Here is a 20,072-nt window from a genome sequence, read left to right as displayed (position 1 = left end):
CGGCTGGGCTTTTCATCCCCGGGCTACGCTTGGCTGGCTGGAATGATAGGATTCTGATCTTTCTGTGCGTGTTTCCTTTCCTTCCCGCCAGCCCGATTGTCTAGCATGAGCGACGAATCCGCCCCCGGCTCCGAACCACTCGCCAAACCGGTATCCGCAACCGCCCGCCGTTGTCTCGGTGTGCTGATCGAGAAAGCCAAGACAACACCGGATTCGTATCCGCTCAGCCTCGCGGGGATCGTTACCGGCAGTAATCAAAAATCCAATCGCGACCCGCAGATGAATGTCAGCGAGGATGACGCGCTGCTGGCACTCGATGAACTTCGCGAGGTCGGTGCGGTGCGTGAGATCCAAGGCAGCGGTCGGGTGACGAAGTATCGCCATGCCGCCTACGAATGGTTCGATTGCGACAGCCCCGGTGCAGCCCTCATGACAGAGCTGATGCTGCGTGGTCCGCAAACCGTCGGCGAGCTGCGGACACGCGCCTCGCGGATGCATCCCTTCGTCGACCTATCGGCCACGCAGGCCGAAGTGGATTCACTTGTCTCACAAGGACTCGTGTTCGCAGTCACACCACCGGGTCGCGGTCAAACCTTTGCTCACACTCTCTACACCCCCAGCGAGCGACAGCACTTGGCGGCGAAGGTCGAAAAACAGACAGGTTCGACCGCGAGCCCCCCGGCCTCTACGCCGGCTGCGGCCCCCTCGCCCGCCCCGGCATCAGCTGCCAATGAGAGCCGCATCGACAAAATCCAACAACGGCTCGAAGACGTCTCCACCCGCCTCGAAGCACTCGAACAAAAACTCGCTGACTGGGAAAAATAAGCCCCCGACATGCGTGTCATCATCTTTCAATCGCCAGGCCGTCCTGCGAGCCAAGAGATCAGCATGGTGCTCGAAGCCGTGGGCATCAGCTCTGAGTTGGTTCGCAGCGAACACGGCTGGGCCGTGGTCGTCCGTGAAAGCGACGCCGCTGCAGCGGACGCAGAGATTCACGAATACGGCCAGGACAAAGCCGCCGAACCGCCCGAGCCGGGCACAGGGTCGCCCCGGCTCGGTGGCGCATTCGTGGGCATCTTGTTCTACGTGTCGATCTTGATTGCAGTAGCAGTGCTCAACCAAGTTTCGGCGTACGGCGTGGACTGGATGGCAGTGGGCGAAATGCGTGCTGGCGGGGTGATGTCGGGCCAACTGTGGCGAACGATCACCGCACTGACGCTGCATGCTGACCTACAACACCTGCTGTCCAATCTTGCCTTCGGCAGCGTGTTTGGATTGTTGGCCGGGCGGATTCTCGGCGGCGGTTTCGCCTGGCTAGCGATTATCATCGGTGGCGGGTTGGGCAACTTCCTCAATGCCGCCCTCCGTGATCCAGCTCATTTGTCCATCGGCGCATCGACAGCTGTGTTTGCTGCCCTCGGTGTGCTCGTCGCACTGGCCCTGCGGCCCCCCGCGGCTCAGCGAGCGGAAACCGCGATGAAGCGTTGGAGCCCGCTGATCGGAGGCGTTTTACTGTTGGCGACTCTCGGCTTGGAGGGCGAGCGAACCGATGTGCTCGCCCACGTCACCGGATTCATCGCAGGCCTCCTGGTCGGCGGCCTGTGCAGTGCACTGCCTTCGCGGCTGCTCGCTAGCGAGAACGCGCAGTTCGCGGCCGGGTTCGCCGCGATGTTGCTGATCGCCGCCTCGTGGCTGGCAGCGATTGCGTTGGCCTGAGCGACGCAGGAGACCGCTGAAAGAGTCGGTGTTCCAGTTAGGAACGCGGGAGTAATGAATGTCGTCGATGACGAGGCAACGTCAGAATTTGAGCAGCCCGGGGTTAGACCTCCAGGAACAACCGCGAGGGGTCTTCGACCATCTCTTTGATCGCGACCAAGAACCCAACGGCCTCCCGGCCATCGACGATCCGGTGGTCGTAGGTCAGGGCGATGTACATCATCGGCCGAATCACGACTTGACCATCTTCGGCGACGGGCCGCTCCTGAATGGAGTGCAGCCCCAGGATGCCGCTTTGCGGTGGGTTGACGATCGGGGTGCTCAACAGCGATCCGTAGATGCCACCGTTACTGATCGTGAACGTGCCACCCATCAGGTCGCTCGGTTGCAGTCGATTTTCACCGGCCAGACGAGCGTACTCAGCGATCGAGCCTTCGATTTGCGAGAACGACATCCTTTCGACGTTACGGAGAACGGGGACAACGAGTCCCTTGCCGCCGCCGATCGCGATGCCGACGTCTTGATAGTTCCGGTAGACCATCGCATCGCCACGGATCTCGGCATTGACGGCGGGGAAGCGGCGGAGGGCTTCCACGGCAGCTTTGGCGAAGAACGACATGAAGCCGAGTTTGACACCGTGCTTCTTCGCGAACGCTTCTTTGTACTTGCTGCGGATCTGCATCACCGGCTGCATGTTGATTTCGTTGAACGTGGTCAACAACGCAGCCGTCTGCTGGGCCTGGACGAGCCGTGAGGCGATCGTTCGCCGCAGCATGCTCATTGGCTTCACCTCTTCGCTACGATAGGCACCTTCGGTAACGAGCGAGTGCGATTCGTAGGAGGGAGTGGGCGCGGAGACCTCTTGGCGTGCGGGTTGTTGCGCCGGAGCAGGTTGCTGCGGTTGCGGCGCGGGCTGTTGTGGCCGGGATGCGCCACTGCGGATGAAGGCGAGCACGTCTTCCTTGAGCAAGCGGCCACCGGGACCGGTCGCGGGCACGTCGGCAGCATTGAGTTCATGCTCATCGAGGAGTCGCTGAGCCGCTGGCATGACAAACCCACCTGAACTGGGACGCGATGCCGATGCCCCGCGTGCTGGAGCTGAGCCACCTGTTTGGGAAGATTGCGGAGCGGCCGAGGCGGCTTCGGAGCCGGAGGATTCGCCCGTGGCTTGGGAAGAGCCTGAGGGCGAGGCCCCTGAGCCACCTCCGGCGGAATCCGGACGCTCAGCCACACGGATGCTGGCGATCTGGTCGCCGACGGCGGCAAACTCTTCGGTCTGCTTGAGGATGTCCGTCAGATAGCCGCTCGCGGGGGCAGGGATCTGCACGGATGCTTTCTCGGTCTCGATCTCGACGAGATCCTCGCCGCTGTCGATCCACTCGCCGTCGTTCTTGAGCCAGGTTCCAATTTGAACTTCGCTAATGGATTCGCCGACGGTCGGGACTTCGACTGGAATGATTTCGCTCACAGAATCGTCTTTTGCCAATAAGGAACTTGCGATGGATCTTGGGTACGCCTCTAGGATAACGATCCCGCCCCGACCTGCCAGTGTACCGGACCGAAAGGAGGTATTTTGCGGAAATTCGGATGCACGGACTGGGCCGATTGAGCCGATAAAAGCGATGTGCCCGTCGCGTCTCCACCGAAAAGAGCCTGTTTCCTTCTCGGTCTCGCCCCATCGATCTAACCACCTATCCAATCTCATGTCCAGTGAATCCAGTGGAGGCCACCCAATACAGGCCGGGCTGATCGTGCTGTGCCTGGCGGGCGGTGGGTGGTATTTCCTACGAAATTACGATGTCTCCGGACTCGACGGTATCTCCGTGAATCGCAAACAGGCGCAGCAAACGTCCTCGCCCATCGAGGAGATGGGCGCCCCGTTCACGTTCGCCTCCTCGGTCGATGCAGATAACGCACCCAAGGACGCACAAGGCGACACCCCAGCATCGGGCGGCGAGGGGAGCTGGTTTAGCGATTCCATCAAGTCCTTGGTCTCCACGGCCAAGGGGAAGATGGGCTACGAGGTGGATCCGATTATCTCCAGCCCCAGCGACCAGCATGCCCCCGCCCCACCGGCGGGAGCGTTTGGGCGATCGCGTCATACCCCTGATCAATTGCGTATCGCTTCCTGGGCCCTCGACGGATACGGGCCGACGAAATTCGCCAGCGAGCTGGCGCGTACCAACCTCTTGCGGGTCATCCGCCAGTTCGATGTGATCGCCCTGCAACAGGTCTCTTCAACCCACATGGACTTGGTACCACGGTTGGTCGACGCCCTCAACGAAAGCTCGCTTGGTGGCGGGGCTCCGCTCTATGATTACGTGCTCGGCCCCCCCCAGGGCCCCGACGGTCGCAGCGAGTTGCTCGTGATTTTATTCAACCCGTCTCGCGTGCGCGTTGACCGGACCGAAACCTACACGGTGGCTGACCCCGACAATCAACTCACCTACGACCCACTGGTCGCATGGTTTCGGGCTGCCGAACCCGCGGTGGAAAAGGCCTGGACGTTTAGCTTGGTCAATGTGCGCATCGACTTGTCACACGCACCTCAAGAGGTCGCGTTGCTCGGACAACTACTCAAGTCGGTCCGTGATGACGGCCGGGGTGAAGATGACGTCGTCGTGGCCGGGTTGTTCCAAGCCGACGACGCCTACCTATTGCCAGTCATCGCTCGCGACAACATCCAAGCTTCCGTGACCAGCACGCCAACGGATGTCTTTGGCCGCCATCAAACCAGCAATGTGCTCTATGATCGGAGCACGACTGCCGAAGCGATCGGGCGCGGCGGCGTGTACGATTTCCTTCGCATCTACAATCTCAGCGTGGCTCAAGCCCAGACGGTTTCGAGTTACCTGCCTGTCTATGCCGAGTTCACGCCGCTGGAAGGATCTCCGCTAACCCATCAAGCGTCGGCTCCATCGACGGCGCCTCGCTGATCGCGGCCCTGGAGCGTTTCACAGTTCCCATTTCGCCATCCGCAGCTGGGCGTTGGCATTGCCCGCGAGCCGTTCGTACCAAACCGTGACCAGCTTGCCCGGAGATACTTCCACGGTGGACGGGTAACCGAGATCTCCCGACGTGGCGTCTCCATCGATGATCATTGGCGCCGACCAGGTGCGACCGTGGTCGTTGCTAACTCGAGCTTGATTGCCCAATGGGTCGCGTCGGTGTCCATAGGTCATCACAAGTCGATCATCGGATAACCGCAGCAGATGCGACGGCAGCCCCCACACGCCAATCGAATACGGCGTCGCCCAGGTCTCGCCACCATCGCTGCTATGCGTTTGCAGAGTCTCTCTCGCATTGGCTGAATTATGGTTGCGAATTTGAACGATCAGGCGACCATCGGCAGCCTCGACAGCGTGCAGTTCGTGATACTGCATGGGGTCATCGCCTTCACGCACAGGTAGTTTCTTCAGGGCGGACCAGGTGCGTCCGTCATCTTCGGAGCGGGTCGTGCCGACGGCCCGACCAGGTTGCCAGAGTGCCACACCGGCATAAAAGAGACTGCCGTCACTGAGCTGGATAGGGCCGTGCGGACTGTTCAGCGGCACACGATAAGCGGCTGACCAATGGAGGCCGCCGTCCTCCGATCGCAACATCCAGCATCCCAAGTGCTGCGAATGCTGCCCCTCGGGAATCCGGCGGCGAGCTGCCTGCCATTTGGCGAACTGCGGCGGTGACATCGACGGCTTGTCCGTCGCGGCCGTCGCGATGGCCTTGCGCAGTTGCGGCTCATACGCTAGCGAAGTGAATGTTGTTACCAATAACGTGCCACGGTCGGTCTCCAAGATCCCTGCATCCCGATCGTCAATCGGACCGTCGAGAATGGTCCGCTCATAACTCCATGACTCTCCCTCGTCGCTCGAACGAATCAAGTCGACGCGGCCGAACGGACAGATATGAGATTCGCGACCGCCCGAACAAACGACCAGCAATTCACCGTTGGCCCGCCGGCATAGCGTCGGCCAACCATGGTACCGATCTTCCTGCAAACTGATGGTCTCGATACCCGTCAGGGTGAACGGGGCGGGGGCATCCTCAGCACGGGTCAGGGGAGACGCTATCAAGGTCGATGCCGATGCGGCGACAAATTTTCGGCGTGAAAGCAATGTCATGTCCTTCTTTCAAAGTTGCTGGATCCAGGCGGCACGTTTGCATGTGTCCCGCCGCCGTTGGAGGTGACATGGACCTATGGCCCATCGGAGGTTCTCGATAAACTCGCGGATATGAATCGTACCATCATTCTGCTCGCCGGATTGCTCGCCGCTGTGCCGGTGCTCTTCTACTTACTCGCTCGCTCGGAATCAGCCCGAGACCACACCCCGAGCGGACTGGGGACGGGCAACTCGCCAATCACTATCTATTGCGCCGCCAGCAACCAGGCTGTTATGGAAGCGATCGTGGCCGATTATCGGCGTCAACGAGGTGGGAACGTTTTTGTGAACTACGGGCCCTCGCAAGGCTTGCTATCTCAGATCGAAGTCTCCCGAACCGGCGATCTGTTTTTGCCGGCCGACGACAGCTATCTCCATATGGCGCAGCGCCGAGGACTCATCTCGGAGATGTTTCCCATCGGTACCATGCGTGCGGTCGTGATCGTGCAACGAGGCAACCCTAAGGCGATTCACTCTTTTGATGATTTGTTGCGAGACGACGTACGCTGGGTGCAGGCCAACCCGGAGGCGGCTGCGATCGGCAGAATCACTGAACTGACCTGGCAGCGGTTAGGGTTATCGAAGGCCGCCGAAGCAGCAACGGCGGCTTACCGCGGCAACGTCACCGAGGCCGCAGCCGATGTGGTGATAGGGTCGGCCGACGCTGCCATTGTTTACGATTGCATGGAGCACAACTATCCTGGTCTCGATATCGTCGAACTGCCTGAACTCAAGACCGCGGTTTCCCAGTTCGGTGTGGGCCTGCTATCGACTTCTCGCCATCCCGCCGCCGCAAAGCAGTTTGTGGACTATGTGACCTCGCCCGAACATGGGTTGGTGCGATACCGTGAGTACGGTTTCCATGAATTGCCGAACGACCGTCCGTTGACTAACCCATAAGACGCCGCATCGGGGTCTTCTCTCCGAGCATCCGTCTCATCGATGACCCCGATCCAGCGCCGCAGCGATGTTCCGTTCTTCCTAGTCATGGGTGGGATCTCTTCCTGTTTCGTGATATTGATCGTCCTGTTGCTCGCTGCGGACATCGCGTTTACCTCGTTCGCTGATTTCCGCAGTGCGATGGCCAAGCCAGAAATTCAATCGTCGATCCGTCTAACGGTGCTCTCCTGCAGCGTGTCCGCGATCCTCGCAGTCCTCGTTGCTGTGCCGCTCGCCTACCTGCTATCAAGGTTTCGCTTTCCCGGCCGCGTGATTATCGATACGCTCGTGGACATCCCGTTGGTCTTGCCACCCTTGGTGCTGGGGTTGAGCTTGCTGATTTTGTTCCATCTTCCCCTGGGTCACTCCCAATGGGAGCTGGAGTCCTGGCTCCGTGAGGACGTCGGGTTCCCCGTCACCTATCGCTGGCCCGCCATCGTCCTGGCACAATTCACGGTCGCCTGCGCCTTCGCGATCCGGACGATGGGGGTCACCTTTGACCAGATCAACCCACGCAGTGAGGACGTCGCCCGGACGCTCGGGTGCACACGCATGCAAGCGTTCACACAGGTCGCGTTGCCGCAAGCCGGTCGTGGCGTGGTCGCGGCCTTCACCATCGCGTGGGCGCGAGCGCTCGGTGAGTTTGGCCCGATCCTCGTCTTCGCCGGGGCCACTCGGATGCGGACGGAGGTCCTGTCCACCTCCGTGTGGTTGGAGTTCAGCGTCGGTGACTTGGATTCCGCTGTGGCCATTTCCCTGTTGATGGTATTGATCGCCATCGCTGTTCTGTTGGCGCTACGAGGATTGGGAACGTTGCGACTCGGAGTCGCCGCGTCACCGGGAGCCCGTTCCAGATGATTCGGCTATCGGAGATCACGATCGAGGCTGGCGACTTTTCGCTGGCTAACTTGTCTCTCGAGATCCAGCCGCGCGAGTATGTGGTTTTGATGGGCAAGACGGGATGCGGCAAGACTTCTCTTTTGGAGATACTCTGTGGTCTGCGTAAGCCGACGTCGGGTTCGGTATGGATCGGCGGTACCGATGTCACGCATTACTCCCCCGGCGATCGACAGATCGGTTACGTCCCCCAAGACTTGGCCCTGTTTCCCACGATGAGCGTAGCGGAGCATCTTGAGTTTGCGTGGAAGGTACGTGGCGCTTCGCGGAAACACATCACCGCACAACGCGAGCGTACTGCCGAGATGCTCGCGATCACTCACCTGCTCGATCGCCCCGTGCACGGGCTCAGTGGTGGCGAAGCCCAACGGGTAGCATTGGGACGAGCACTCGCCTTGGAACCCGCGGTACTGCTGCTCGACGAACCACTCAGCGCACTCGATGAGCAGACCCGTGACGAGATGCTAGCACTGCTGTTGTCAGTCAAAGATGCCACACATGTCACCACGCTACACGTGACCCACCACTCAGGCGAAGCCGCGAGGCTGGCCGATCGCTGCCTGCGAATCGAAAACGGCTGCTTGGTGGAGCAGTAGTTTCATAGTCGACCGACGGCTCCGACCGTCGCGAGTACGAGCGCACTCTCTCCTCCAGCTCAGACGGACGGAGCCGTCTGGCTACTTTGTCGACCGACGGCTCCGACCGTCGCGAGTACGAGCGCACTCTCTCCCCCAGCTCAGACGGGCGGAGCCGTCTGGCTACTTTGTCGACCGACGGCTCCGACCGTCGCGAGTACGAGCGCACTCTCTCCCCCAGCTCAGACGGGCGGAGCCGTCTGGCTACTTTGTCGACCGACGGCTCCGACCGTCGCGAGTACGAGCGCACTCTCTCCCCCAGCTCAGACGGGCGGAGCCGTCTGGCTACTTTGCTCCGCCGCTACTCGCGTTGCGACTGGGCGGGTTGGCGCTTATGCTCCCAACGTCCGCGTACTGTTTCACTCCCACTGCGAGCAACTTCCACATGACACATCGCGAACCGTTCTTGCTCAGACTTGCCTTGATTCGGATCCTCCCTTTGCTCATCACGACGTGCGGAGTGGGGCGACTCTCTCATCCTGTCACTGCACAAACTCCTTCGTCAGACACCATGCCTATCACTTCGAAGATCACCTACCCGCCCAGCCACGCTGGCGAGACAGTCGACGACTATCACGGCCGCATCGTTGCCGATCCCTATCGATGGCTTGAGGACGTCGAAAGCGAGGAAACGGAAGCCTGGGTTGCTGCCCAGAACAAAGTGACGCAGGACTACCTCAGCCAACTGCCCTCCCGCGGACCGATTCGCGAGCGGCTCGAAGAACTCTGGGACTACACGCGAACCGGTTTGCCAGTGCGACGCGGCGAGCACTACTTCTTCACCCACAACGATGGTTTGCAAAACCAAAGCGTTCTGTATGCCTCGCCAGTTGCCGGTTCAGCGGAAGAGGTGATGTCGAACCGCTCTGTGCTGATCGACCCAAACACCTTGAGTGAAGACGGAACGATTGCGCTCGGTTCGTGGCACCCCAGCGAAGATGGTCACCTGCTCGCGTACTCGATCGCCGACGGCGGAAGCGATTGGCGAACCTGGCGAGTACGAGATGTCGCCACCGGCGAAGACACCGATGATGTGGTCCGCTGGTCCAAATTCAGTGGCATCGCTTGGACTCCCGAGGGGAACGGTTTTTACTACGCCCGCTACGCTCAACCGAGCGAAGGTGAAGAACTAACGGGCACCAACGAAAACCAAATGCTCTATCTGCACCGACTGGGTACTCCGCAGAGCGATGATGTGCTCGTCTATGCGCGTCCTGATGAACCCCAATGGGGCTTTGCACCGACGGTCACTGAAGATGGCCGCTATCTGATCATCGAGAACTGGAAGGGCACCCAGCCGAAAACGCAGGTCTTCGTTCGCGATCTGCAGCAAGAGGATGCGGAGGTTCACAAGATCATCTCCGGGTTCGATGCCGATTATCGATTCTTCGCGTCGCTCGACTCAACGTTGTACTTCCTCACGGATCTCGATGCGCCCCGGCGACGAGTGATCGCCATCGATGTGCAAGACCTCGGCCGTGTCGCGGAGCAAGAAGAACAGGGCGACCGATCGCAGTGGCAAGCGACCATCGGGCAAACCGACGACACGCTCGAGAGTGTCTCACTGCTCGGTGAGACGGTTTACGCCAGCTACCTCAGTGACGCACTCAGCAAAGTCGTACGGTACACCCGCGAAGGACAACGCATTGGCGATCTCGAGTTGCCTGGGCAAGGATCGGTCGGCGGCTTCGGCGGGCGGCAAGACGCGACCGAAACGTTCTTCTCCTTTAGCAACTACGTGACGCCACCGAGTCTGCATCGAGTTGATCTCGCGAGCGGAAAGAGCGAACGATGGCTGCAGCCCGCTGTGCCCTTCGATGTCAGTGAGTACGTCACCGAACAAGTATTCTGCACGAGCAAGGATGGCACTCGCGTACCGATCCTGATCACACGTCATCGCGACCAACCTCGCGACGGGAACAATCGCACTCTGCTCTATGCCTACGGTGGTTTCAATATCTCGTTGACACCGTCGTACTCGCCAGCCATTGCGGCGTGGCTAGACAATGGCGGTGTGTACGCCGTTGCTAATCTGCGCGGAGGTGGTGAGTACGGCAGCGCATGGCATGAAGCAGGCATGCGACTGAACAAGCAGAATGTGTTCGATGACTTTATCGCAGCCGCCGAACACTTGATCGAGATCGGGATCACGCGCCGTGAGAAGCTCGCTATCCGCGGTGGCAGCAACGGTGGTCTGCTGGTGGGCGCCGTCATGACCCAGCGTCCTGAACTATTCGCCGCCTGCTTGCCCGCCGTGGGCGTGATGGACATGCTCCGCTATCACAAGTTCACAATCGGTTGGGCGTGGGCGAACGAGTTTGGCAGCAGCGATGAAGAAGACCAGATCGATAATCTGTTGTCCTACAGCCCACTGCACAATTTGGCGTCGGGCACCTGCTATCCCGCCACCCTGATCACGACGGCCGATCGCGATGACCGTGTGGTCCCTGGACACAGTTTCAAATTTGCTGCGGCGCTGCAGGCATCTCAAAGCTGTGACCAGCCCGTGCTGATCCGGATTGAGACGCGGGCCGGCCACGGCGCCGGCACGCCGACGAGCAAGAAAATCGATGAGTACGCGGACCTGTGGTCCTTCCTCATTGAAAACCTATGAGCCGCGCTTCTCGATTTTCCTCCACGCCTGCCTGAAGAGCGTCAGCCTCTTCTTGGGCAGGCACTTATCAGCCCCTCACCCCACTGACATCTTGCTCTTCCATGTTCCTGCAAGCACCCGACGAATCGCCGTACGACCTGAATTTCATGATCTTTGGCTTTCCGGTCCGCATCGCCTGGACGTTTTGGATCGGTGCAGTGGTGATCGGCCACCAATTTGCGTCGATGTTCGATGCAGGATTGCGAGACCTTAGCCCCGGCATCTTCCCACTGCTGATTCTATGGACAGCCTGTCTGTTCGTATCGATCTTGATTCACGAACTCGGGCATGCGTTTGCGTTTCGCTACTACGGTACCGAGAGCTCGATCGTCCTGTATCACTTCGGAGGCTTGGCTATCCCATCGAGTATGCGCAGTCGCGGAAGCAATGGCTTTGAGAACGCTTTCTCGCCACCGCGATTGAGTGATCTCGCCGACCTTCTGATCGCCCTGGCCGGCCCAGTCGCGCAGCTCGGATCGGCCATGGTGTTGGCGGGCGTAGTGCACGCGTTCGGGTATCGAATCAGTGCCTTCGCCAGCATGCCATGGCCGCTGAACGGACTCGGTCGCTTTTTCGATGGCGAACCGATCGAGAGTATCGCCCTGATGACCATGGTTTTCTTCTATGTCTTCCCAAGTGTCCTCTGGGCGCTACTGAATTTAGTTCCCGTGTTCCCGCTCGATGGCGGTCGCGTGATGCGCTCACTTGTGTTGCTTAGCGGTGATCGCAGTGACACCTGGCTATGGATCAGCATGATCAGCGCTGGAGGCATGGCCTTCTATGCACTCACACAGGGAGGCCAACCGATCATGGGACTGCTGTTCTTGTCACTCGCCTTCGGCAACTACCAGATGATGCAGACACCGTATCGGTAAGGAACACCGCATACACCCAATGCGGTTGATCGATGCGCGGTTGAACGATGTGCAGTTGATCGGTGTGCATTTCATCGGTGCATAATTGGTCGACGCACGATTTGCCGGTACACAGTTCAACGATGTGCTGAGCAAAGATGCGGAGATCAACAACGTGCTGATCAACTACGCGCTGATCAACGATGTTGTGGATCAACGACGTGCTGATCAACGCTGCGTCGATGCTCACATCATCGACGGTTGAAAGTTGCTCTTTGACGAGTTCAAAACGCACACACATGGTTGCAATTCGTTCTCGACTTAGCAAAAATCTTTGTTAACGCAACCGCTTTTTTCAAAAAAAGATGTTGCGGAATCTGAGGAAGCGCGTACAGTTACGCGCAAGTGTGTTAACGGTTGCTTTTGCATGCATGGTCGATGTGGATCATCGAAGCACGTGGAAGTGATCATTCAAATTTGTGTTGATGAGCCGTGGCCGGTGGCTTTCAAATCACGTCATGTGTTTTGGAAAGCCACAATGACTCAGCAACCATTTTCTTTCTCGCGGAGGAAAACATGGCCAAGAAAAAAGCGACTGGCGTCAAGAAGAGCGCCAAGAAACGGACAGCCAAAAAGTCAGCCAAGAAGTCAGTGAAGAAACGCGCTGCAACGAAGAAGGCGGCTAAGAAGAAGGCGACGAAGAAGAAGGCAACCAAGAAGAAGGCGACGAAGAAAAAAGCGACCAAGAAGAAGGCGACGAAGAAGAAGGCCGCTAAGAAGTCCACTCGCAAGAAAGCGACCAAGAAGAAGGCAGCCAAAAAGAAGGCAGCTAAGAAAAAGCGTCGCTAAACACCATTCTTGGTCTCCTCTGATCGCAGAGGGACGTCTCAGAATGCCACTGCAGAGCCACGTGATTCCGGAAACGGATAATCGTGGCTTTTTTCATGCGCATTGCTCCGCCCAGTGCCTCCCCCCGTGGTGCTCTCTCGGAGACGCACTCGCTAAGCCTGATCTTGGGCTGCTAAAAGCTGGGTCGTGCGGCTTGCCGTTGGCTGACCGGGCTGTCGATCTGTTCGATGTTGGCGCTGCAATAGTGAGCCGAGTGCCGGTAAGACACCAGGTAGCGCCGCCCACCTGGCCGCTTACGCGTCTCAGCTCAATCAATCGACAGCCCGTGACGCCAACGGCAGAGGATGTGTCAGCCTCCAGGCTGAAGGTGCAGAGCAATCGCAGCTGCCACCAAATGGGCGTCAACACGAACTGCCTAGCAGCCCAGCACTAGTCCTTGACCAGCGCCACGCGAACATCGCATACGTTCGTGCCTGTCGGGCCTGTCACCAGCAAGCCTCCGGTCTGCTCAAAGAAAGTGTAGGCATCGTTTCGCCGCAGAAAGTCGTCGGGCGCCAGCCCGGCCCGGGTAGCGCGGTCGTGGACGCCCCCGTCGACAAACGCGCCGGCAGCATCGGTCGGGCCATCCTCGCCGTCAGTGCCACCGGAGAGAACCAGCAGCTGCTGCCACTCGGCGTCCGACAAGTCTGCATCGAGCAATCGCTGGTAGGCAGCCAGTACAAGCTGTTGGTTGCGACCGCCGCGTCCGCGCACCGCTGCGTCTGCCAATCGCACGACCGGCTCCCCCCCGCTGACCCATGCGTTCTGCTGAGCGTCGACATGTGGAACACGCAGCATCGACAGCGTCCGCTCAGCCAGTTCCCGACCTACCGCGTCGGCCAACCCCTCGCTGCGGGCCGCCGAATGCAGCTCCGCGTGGTAGCCAAGTGACACCGCTGCGGCGCCCGCAGCTTCGACGGCCACCGCATTGTTACCGAGAACGGCAATCGGAAACGTCGGTTCTTTCGATTTCGATGCCGATGCGGCAATCGCGCGATAGATCGAAGCGGGCAACTGCCGCTCGGGATCGAATTCCGCGAGCACCTGCAGCGCCTCGTCGGGTGTGGAGCGGTCGGGGACCGTCGGCCCCGATGCGATCAAATCGAGTGGATCGCCCAGCACGTCTGAGAGCACCAGCGTCACCATCGCCGCATCCTTGACGGCGCGTGCCAGTCCATTGCCTTTGACCTCACTGAGGTGCTTGCGGACCGTATTGAGCTGCGTGATGTCAGCGCCACTGCCGCTGAGGTGCCGGGTCACGGCGAGCTTCTCATCGAGAGACACGCCCGAAACGGGTTGGCATAACAGCGCGCTGCCCCCGCCGGAGATCAGTACCACGATCAGGTCACGCTCCCCCGAGGCCCGCACGTGCTGCAGGATCTGCTCGGTCGCTGCGATCGCTTGCGGCGTGGGCTCATTGACCGCAGCAGGCCGAGCAGCAACCAGCGCTAGATCGGCGGGCCAGGCGATGTCACTCGGCACCGCCGCACTGCCCTCGGGCACGTTGACCTGGCCGGCTATCTCGCAGCAGGGGTTGCTACCGTCTCTGCCGCGACCAAGGGCTCGCACCAGCCCCACGGCCATCGCACCGGACGCCTTGCCCGCGCCAACGACCACCACGCGGTCGAACGTGGACCGGTCCACACTGATCGGGCCGAGCCGTAGGCAGTGACGGTCAATACTCACCGCACTGGCAATCAGCGCGTCGCCTCGCACCGCCTCAATGCTGGCTTGAAATATTTCTGTGCCATCTCGACGCAAGTCCCGCATTTTTTCTAAACCAATAGGTGGAAATATCTGATTCTCGCCCTTTCTGTGTTTCGGCGTGATATCCTACTGCATGCAAGCGTATCCGCATCTTTTCTGACGAAGGAGCTCGCCATGAGCAAAACCATCCAAGACTTCACCGACCTCCTGCTCCAAGACGGCGTCATCGGTCTCGATCAACTCTCCGAAGCCGAAGAGATCGCCCGCAATACAAAAGCCGAAATCGGCGATGTGCTGATCAAGCTCGAATACGCGACCCCCGAGGAAGTGGCCCAGGCGACGGCCAAGTTCCACAAAATCCCCTACGTGGACCTGCGGAGCATCCGGATCAACGAATCCGTCATCGAACTGGTGCCTGAATCGGTCGCCCGCGAAAACATGGTCCTGCCCTACAAAGACGAAGATGGGGCCCTGACGATCCTCATCGCTAACCCCTTTGACCTCGAAACCATCGAAAAGCTGCGGTTTATCCTCAACCGCAAGATCGAAACCGCCCTAGCCCCTAAAGAAGCCATCAATGGGGCCATCAACCAATACTATGGGCAGGTCGAAGGGGAATCGGCTGACTCGATGCTGCAAGAGTTCACCGACACGGCCATCGACTTCACCGAGACCGATGGCGGCAGCGACGGTATCGACGACGGCGGCGACGATGACGATTCCGCTCCCGTCATCCGCCTGGTCAATCTGATGATCGCCGAAGCGGTCCAGTTGCGGGCCAGCGATATCCATGTCGAGCCGTTTGAGGACCGCGTGCGGATCCGCTATCGCATCGATGGTGTCTGCGTCGAGCGGGAGGCAGCCCCCCGACGGATGCTCGCCGCGCTCATCGCCCGTATCAAAATCCTCTCAAAGATCGATATCTCCGAAAAGCGACGCCCCACCGATGGGCGGATCAAGATCACCGTGGGGGACAAACAGCTCGACCTGCGGGTCAGCATCATCCCCACCAATCACGGTCAATCCTGCGTGATGCGGTTGCTCGACAAGGACAATATCAAGGTCGGCACCCGCCAGCTCGGTCTCTCCGAACGCGATTTCCGAAACTTCAACTCGCTAATCAAACGGCCCAACGGCATCATCCTCGTCACCGGCCCCACAGGTTCCGGCAAGACCACCACCCTCTACGCCTCCCTGAACGCGCTGAACCGACCCGACCGCAAGATCATTACCGCCGAAGACCCGGTCGAGTACTACCTGCCGGGGATCAACCAAGTCGAGGTGCGACACAATATCGGCCTCGACTTCTCACGCATCATTCGAGCCATGCTCCGCCAGGCCCCGAACATCATTCTCGTCGGTGAAATGCGAGATCACGAGACAGCATCGATGGGAATCCAGGCCTCATTAACTGGACACTTGGTATTCAGCACCCTACACACGAACGATGCGCCCAGCGCCATATCACGAATGGTGGACATTGGTGTACCATCCTATATGGTGGCGAGTTCCGTCATCGCGGTCTTGGCCCAGCGTCTGGTGCGGACGATTTGCCCTCGCTGCAAGGTCCGTTACCAGCCACCCGAGAGCGTGATCAAGGACTCCATGATCCCGCCCGAGATGCTCGCCCAGGCCGAGTTCAGCAAGGGCAAGGGCTGCACCTATTGCGGTCGTTCGGGGTATCGCGGCCGGATCGGGATCTATGAACTGATGCTGATCAACAACCGATTACGTGAACTCATGTTCAAAGGAACGACCACGAACACGATCCGCGAAGAGGCGATCAAAAACGGCATGTCAACGCTTTACGCCGATGGGATGCTCAAGGTTATCCGCGGAATCACCACGTTTGACGAGGTTTACCGCGTCGCCAAGCAGACCGAGCAAGAGCACGTCGCACTCGCTCATATCACCAAGGAACTGGCGTCGCTATAGAGCGCCTCGCAGGGCTCACGCACCTCTCGCTGCCGGGCCAGGCCACTTGCACGCCCAGGTCATCGTAGAGGCCGGCGGGCGAGCAGGATCGCGGTCGCAACCGACTGGCCCGCCAACCGATAGGCCGGCCAGCGGCGCGACCCATGGGCCGTCATTCCACGCCTCGATCCCTTTCGTCTCGCCAGCACTGCCGCCTCAACCCCCCTCCAATGGCGGAATTCACACGTCAGAGCCTGCGAAATCGGAACCCGCTGAGGGGAATCGCGGCAGGTAGCGATCGCTTTAGCGGGAAAATCGTTGCCTTTTCACTTGTGTTTCACGATAATGCTTGCAGTTGGCACGCGAGCCGACATTTATCTTCAGTGCTCGATCGAACCTTTCATCCTTATCTTCCGATCGGCCTGATGCTGATGATCACTGACAACTTCTGTGACCGCCAGCTTTCATGTTTCGCGAGCATGCCCACTGGCTGCGCTGTTGCGTGCCCGTTGTATGTGTACTGTCCCATCCCCCCTCGAGTAGCTATCCGCTAATCGCTAGACGCTAAAAGCTCCGCACCATGGCTCAAGTTCTGATCGACAAACTGCTGCAAGCTGCTGTGAAGCAGGGCGTGAGCGATATCCATATTGTCGTCGGACAGCCGCCCGTGTTCCGTTTGAGCGGCCGGATGCGGAAGCTCGATACCAAAACACTCGATGCCGAAGACGCCGTGGGGCTGATGAAGAGCATCACGCCCGAGCGTTGCCAGCGGGAACTACAGGAGACAGGATCAACTGACTTTGGGTTCGCGTTCGGCGAATTGGCCCGATTCCGAGTGTCAGTGTTTAAACAGCGTGGTTTCATCTCGATGGTGCTGCGTCAGATTCCCAATGACAAACTCACCCCCGAGCAGCTCGGCCTGCCCGAGGTGGTCGTCAAGCTGGTCCACCGCCCCCGCGGGCTGTTCTTGGTCACGGGACCTACTGGATCGGGGAAATCGACGACGCTCGCCAGCCTGATCAATCTGCTCAATGAGACGGTCGATCACCACATCATCACGATCGAGGATCCGATCGAGTTTTACCATGAACACAAAGAGTCGACGATCAACCAGCGGGAGGTGGGTGTCGACGTCCCCAGCTTCTCTGAGGCGATCCGCCGGGCCCTGCGTCAGGATCCCGATGTGATCCTCGTTGGCGAGCTGCGGGATCTCGAAACCATTGAAGCGGCGATCAGTGCTGCGGAAACCGGTCACGTGGTGTTCGGCACCCTGCACACCAACAGCGCTCAAGGAACCGTCAACCGGATCATCGATGCGTTCCCCGGCAACCTTCAAGACCAGATTCGAACCCAGCTGGCCTCGACTCTGATCGGCGTCGTCGCCCAAACGCTGATCCCGAAGATCGGTGGCGGCCGCGTGGCGGCCTACGAAGTCCTCGTGGTGACCTCGGGGATTTCCAACCTGATTCGCGAAAACAAAACATTCCGCATCAACTCCTCCATGCAAACGGGTGCCAAATTCGGCATGCAGCTCATGGACGATGCATTGTTCAAACACTGGAAGAACGACCTGATCACCGTCGAAGATGCCCTGGCGAAAGCCCAGAACCCAGACGATTTAGCTCGACGCATCGTCCAGGCCCGCAAAGGCCTCGACGATTCCGCTGCCGAAATCGAGGACGAGAATTAGCGATTAGCTGCTCGTGAAAACTGCCAGCTGCTTTCCCTCCCAATTCACCCCAACGAGCTGATAGCTAGTCGCTATTGGCTAGATAGCTCCCGAGAAAAGAAACATGGCCCCACGTCGCATCGGACAGATTCTCGTTGACCTCGGTTTTCTAACCGATGATCAGTTGCAAGCTGTGCTCGATGAGCAGGAGCAGCAGCCCGGTGCTCTGTTCGGAAAAGTTGCCGAGGCCATGCAGTTGGTCACCGATGAGCAGCTGATCCAGGCCCTCGCCGAGCAGATGGGGATGCAGACGGTATCACTCGAAGATGCCAAGATCGCTCCCGAGGTGCTCGAGAAGATCAGCGAGACGATGGCCCAGCTCTACCGCTGCGTGCCGGTCAAGTTCGACGAGGCTGCCAACCAGTTGACGATCGCGACCTGCGACCCGCAGAACCTGAACATCCAAGACGAGCTGAGAACGTTCCTGGGCTACGAGATCCGGGTGGTCGTGGCGACCGAGCACGACATCAAACAGGCGATCACGAAACACTACGACAGCGAAGCGGAGAGTGTCGAGAAACTGGTCGCTGAACTCGCCGAGGACGAAGACCTCAAAGCGGCCGCGAGTATCCTCGATCAAGAGAAATTCAATATCACCGATGCGGCCGCATTGGCCGATTCGGCGCCCGTTCGCAAACTACTCAACATGGTGCTGTTGCTGGCGATCAAGGATCACGCCAGCGACATTCACTTCGAACCATTTGAAGACGAATTCCGAATTCGGATCAAGTCCGAAGGGGTGCTCTATGAAATGGTTCCCCCTCCACGGCACTTGGCATTCGCGATCACCACGCGAGTGAAAGTCATGGCAGACCTCGACATCGCCGAACGTCGGATGCCGCAGGACGGTCGGATTGAATTGATGGTCGGCGGACACCCCGTCGACCTCCGCGTCAGTGTGCTACCGACCATCTTCGGCGAGTCGACCGTCATGCGGGTTCTCGACCGGAGTGTGGTCGACCTGTCACTCGATAACGTCGGGATGGATGAGGTCACGATCGCGAACTTCCGCAAAGCGATTGATCGCCCGAATGGAATCGTGCTGGTGACCGGTCCGACGGGCAGCGGGAAAACGACCACGCTGTACTCCTCCCTTAGCGAGCTCAACGACCCCAAAGAAAAGATTATCACGACCGAGGATCCGGTTGAGTACGACATCGATGGCATTATCCAGATCCCGATCGATTCCGATGCTGGCGTCACGTTCGCATCCTGCCTTCGGGCGATCCTCCGGCAAGACCCCGACATCATTCTCGTTGGGGAGATCCGTGACCTCGAGACCGCTGAGATCGCGATTCAAGCCGCCCTCACGGGCCACCTTGTCTTCAGCACCCTGCACACTAACGACGCCCCCAGCACGGTTACGCGGTTGACCGACATGGGGATCCAACCCTTCATGATCTGCGCCACCGTGGAAGCCATTTTGGCCCAGCGATTGGTGCGCCGCATCTGCACGAAGTGCCGTGAGAAGACTCGCGTCAGCACCGACCTGCTAACCGAACTCGGGATGACCCGCGAAGAGATTGAAGAGACCGATTACTTCAAAGGCACCGGCTGCGAGAACTGCAATAACACAGGATACAAAGGGCGGATCGCACTGTTCGAATTGATGGTCGTCAACGATGCCATTCGCGAGATGATCATGGCCAATGACAGCACCGATGACTTGCGGGACAAAGCCCAAGCCGATGGCATGATCACACTGAGAGATTACGGAATGCAAGTCGCCAGGGAAGGTGTCACCACACTCGACGAGATCGTCCGGGAGACTGTTGTTGATGGATAGCGGCGGGAGCGAAAGCGGCAAGGCCGCTGCTGGTTTGTTTTTAGCAATTAGCTACTAACGATTAGCTGCTAGCTTTTTCAAGAATCGTACCGAACACCGAACACGTCAGTAAAGCTAGAAGCTATCAGCTAGTAGCTACAAAAAGGAGATTGGAAAATGAAAGATATTCGCGACTTAAAAGGGTTCATTCGACGGAA

16 protein-coding genes are annotated in these 20,072 nt (G+C 59.2%); 13 read left to right on the top strand and 3 right to left on the bottom strand.

What is annotated here, in order from left to right:
• Nucleotides 1–105 precede the first annotated feature (105 nt).
• Nucleotides 106–825 carry a YceH family protein gene (locus tag CA85_RS05145; protein ID WP_146390220.1) on the top strand — a complete coding sequence of 240 codons (720 nt, stop codon included), beginning with the start codon at nucleotides 106–108 and terminating at the stop codon, nucleotides 823–825.
• 9 nt (nucleotides 826–834) lie between these two features.
• A complete protein-coding gene (locus CA85_RS05140) occupies nucleotides 835–1,716 on the top strand; it encodes a rhomboid family intramembrane serine protease (RefSeq protein WP_246112518.1) in 882 nt (293 codons plus the stop codon).
• Between the two features lie 103 nt (nucleotides 1,717–1,819).
• On the opposite strand, the gene odhB is transcribed toward CA85_RS05140, so the two are convergent.
• Nucleotides 1,820–3,184: a 2-oxoglutarate dehydrogenase complex dihydrolipoyllysine-residue succinyltransferase gene (odhB, locus tag CA85_RS05135; RefSeq protein ID WP_146390219.1), complete on the bottom strand. Its 1,365-nt coding sequence runs from the start codon at nucleotides 3,182–3,184 to the stop codon at nucleotides 1,820–1,822.
• Nucleotides 3,185–3,419: 235 nt separating this feature from the next.
• Between odhB and CA85_RS05130 the strand changes: the two genes are divergently transcribed.
• A complete protein-coding gene (locus tag CA85_RS05130; RefSeq protein WP_146390218.1) occupies nucleotides 3,420–4,652 on the top strand; it encodes an exonuclease/endonuclease/phosphatase family protein in 1,233 nt (410 codons plus the stop codon).
• 18 nt (nucleotides 4,653–4,670) lie between these two features.
• Here the strand turns inward: CA85_RS05130 and CA85_RS05125 are convergent, their stop codons facing one another.
• Complete coding sequence (locus CA85_RS05125) at nucleotides 4,671–5,834, bottom strand: sialidase family protein (protein ID WP_146390217.1); 1,164 nt, start codon at nucleotides 5,832–5,834, stop codon at nucleotides 4,671–4,673.
• A 111-nt stretch (nucleotides 5,835–5,945) separates the two neighbouring features.
• On the opposite strand from CA85_RS05125, the gene modA reads away from it, so the two are divergent.
• From modA to CA85_RS05095, 7 genes are all read left to right on the top strand, one after another.
• A complete protein-coding gene (gene modA / locus CA85_RS05120; RefSeq protein WP_146390216.1) occupies nucleotides 5,946–6,773 on the top strand; it encodes a molybdate ABC transporter substrate-binding protein in 828 nt (275 codons plus the stop codon).
• A gap of 42 nt (nucleotides 6,774–6,815) precedes the next feature.
• On the top strand, nucleotides 6,816–7,670 hold the full coding sequence (locus CA85_RS05115) for an ABC transporter permease (RefSeq protein ID WP_146390215.1): 855 nt from the start codon (nucleotides 6,816–6,818) through the stop codon (nucleotides 7,668–7,670).
• Nucleotides 7,667–8,305 (top strand): ATP-binding cassette domain-containing protein, encoded by a 639-nt coding sequence (locus CA85_RS05110; RefSeq protein ID WP_146390214.1) that lies wholly within the window; start codon nucleotides 7,667–7,669, stop codon nucleotides 8,303–8,305. The genes CA85_RS05115 and CA85_RS05110 overlap by 4 nt, the downstream gene beginning before the upstream one ends.
• A 550-nt stretch (nucleotides 8,306–8,855) precedes the next feature.
• Nucleotides 8,856–10,958, top strand: coding sequence for a prolyl oligopeptidase family serine peptidase (locus CA85_RS05105; protein ID WP_246112517.1), 2,103 nt, complete (start codon nucleotides 8,856–8,858; stop codon nucleotides 10,956–10,958).
• Between the two features lie 101 nt (nucleotides 10,959–11,059).
• Nucleotides 11,060–11,872: a site-2 protease family protein gene (locus CA85_RS05100; protein ID WP_146390212.1), complete on the top strand. Its 813-nt coding sequence runs from the start codon at nucleotides 11,060–11,062 to the stop codon at nucleotides 11,870–11,872.
• An 85-nt stretch (nucleotides 11,873–11,957) separates the two neighbouring features.
• Nucleotides 11,958–12,116, top strand: a complete 159-nt coding sequence (locus CA85_RS24735) for a hypothetical protein (RefSeq protein WP_186774753.1) — start codon at nucleotides 11,958–11,960, stop codon at nucleotides 12,114–12,116.
• 311 nt (nucleotides 12,117–12,427) lie between these two features.
• A complete protein-coding gene (locus tag CA85_RS05095; protein ID WP_146390211.1) occupies nucleotides 12,428–12,700 on the top strand; it encodes a hypothetical protein in 273 nt (90 codons plus the stop codon).
• Between the two features lie 429 nt (nucleotides 12,701–13,129).
• Here CA85_RS05095 and CA85_RS05090 read toward each other — a convergent pair whose 3' ends face one another.
• The gene (locus CA85_RS05090; protein WP_146390210.1) at nucleotides 13,130–14,509 is read right to left on the bottom strand and encodes a glycerate kinase type-2 family protein; all 1,380 of its coding nucleotides are present in this window, start codon (nucleotides 14,507–14,509) and stop codon (nucleotides 13,130–13,132) included.
• A 111-nt stretch (nucleotides 14,510–14,620) separates the two neighbouring features.
• Here CA85_RS05090 and CA85_RS05085 point away from each other — a divergent pair, with 111 nt between their 5' ends.
• From CA85_RS05085 to CA85_RS05075, 3 genes are all read left to right on the top strand, one after another.
• On the top strand, nucleotides 14,621–16,381 hold the full coding sequence (locus tag CA85_RS05085; RefSeq protein WP_146390209.1) for a GspE/PulE family protein: 1,761 nt from the start codon (nucleotides 14,621–14,623) through the stop codon (nucleotides 16,379–16,381).
• A 559-nt stretch (nucleotides 16,382–16,940) separates the two neighbouring features.
• Nucleotides 16,941–18,050 (top strand): type IV pilus twitching motility protein PilT, encoded by a 1,110-nt coding sequence (locus CA85_RS05080; protein WP_146390208.1) that lies wholly within the window; start codon nucleotides 16,941–16,943, stop codon nucleotides 18,048–18,050.
• Between the two features lie 103 nt (nucleotides 18,051–18,153).
• Nucleotides 18,154–19,875 (top strand): GspE/PulE family protein, encoded by a 1,722-nt coding sequence (locus CA85_RS05075; RefSeq protein ID WP_146390207.1) that lies wholly within the window; start codon nucleotides 18,154–18,156, stop codon nucleotides 19,873–19,875.
• The last annotated feature ends 197 nt before the right edge of the window (nucleotides 19,876–20,072 follow it).

The organism is Allorhodopirellula solitaria (assembly GCF_007859855.1).
Lineage (GTDB): Bacteria > Planctomycetota > Planctomycetia > Pirellulales > Pirellulaceae > Rhodopirellula > Rhodopirellula solitaria.
This window is presented reverse-complemented; position numbering and strand designations above follow the sequence as displayed.

What these genes read in the sequence shown, in the direction of transcription:
- CA85_RS05100 (WP_146390212.1), top strand. Translation starts at nt 11,060, where the DNA reads ATGTTCCTGCAAGCACCCGACGAATCGCCGTACGACCTGAATTTCATG.
- CA85_RS05145 (WP_146390220.1), top strand. Translation starts at nt 106, where the DNA reads ATGAGCGACGAATCCGCCCCCGGCTCCGAACCACTCGCCAAACCGGTA.
- CA85_RS05140 (WP_246112518.1), top strand. Translation starts at nt 835, where the DNA reads ATGCGTGTCATCATCTTTCAATCGCCAGGCCGTCCTGCGAGCCAAGAG.
- CA85_RS05095 (WP_146390211.1), top strand. Translation starts at nt 12,428, where the DNA reads ATGGCCAAGAAAAAAGCGACTGGCGTCAAGAAGAGCGCCAAGAAACGG.
- CA85_RS05090 (WP_146390210.1), bottom strand. Translation starts at nt 14,509, where the DNA reads ATGCGGGACTTGCGTCGAGATGGCACAGAAATATTTCAAGCCAGCATT.
- CA85_RS05075 (WP_146390207.1), top strand. Translation starts at nt 18,154, where the DNA reads ATGGCCCCACGTCGCATCGGACAGATTCTCGTTGACCTCGGTTTTCTA.
- CA85_RS05105 (WP_246112517.1), top strand. Translation starts at nt 8,856, where the DNA reads ATGCCTATCACTTCGAAGATCACCTACCCGCCCAGCCACGCTGGCGAG.
- CA85_RS05085 (WP_146390209.1), top strand. Translation starts at nt 14,621, where the DNA reads ATGAGCAAAACCATCCAAGACTTCACCGACCTCCTGCTCCAAGACGGC.
- CA85_RS05080 (WP_146390208.1), top strand. Translation starts at nt 16,941, where the DNA reads ATGGCTCAAGTTCTGATCGACAAACTGCTGCAAGCTGCTGTGAAGCAG.
- modA (WP_146390216.1), top strand. Translation starts at nt 5,946, where the DNA reads ATGAATCGTACCATCATTCTGCTCGCCGGATTGCTCGCCGCTGTGCCG.
- CA85_RS05125 (WP_146390217.1), bottom strand. Translation starts at nt 5,834, where the DNA reads ATGACATTGCTTTCACGCCGAAAATTTGTCGCCGCATCGGCATCGACC.
- CA85_RS05110 (WP_146390214.1), top strand. Translation starts at nt 7,667, where the DNA reads ATGATTCGGCTATCGGAGATCACGATCGAGGCTGGCGACTTTTCGCTG.
- CA85_RS05115 (WP_146390215.1), top strand. Translation starts at nt 6,816, where the DNA reads ATGACCCCGATCCAGCGCCGCAGCGATGTTCCGTTCTTCCTAGTCATG.
- CA85_RS05130 (WP_146390218.1), top strand. Translation starts at nt 3,420, where the DNA reads ATGTCCAGTGAATCCAGTGGAGGCCACCCAATACAGGCCGGGCTGATC.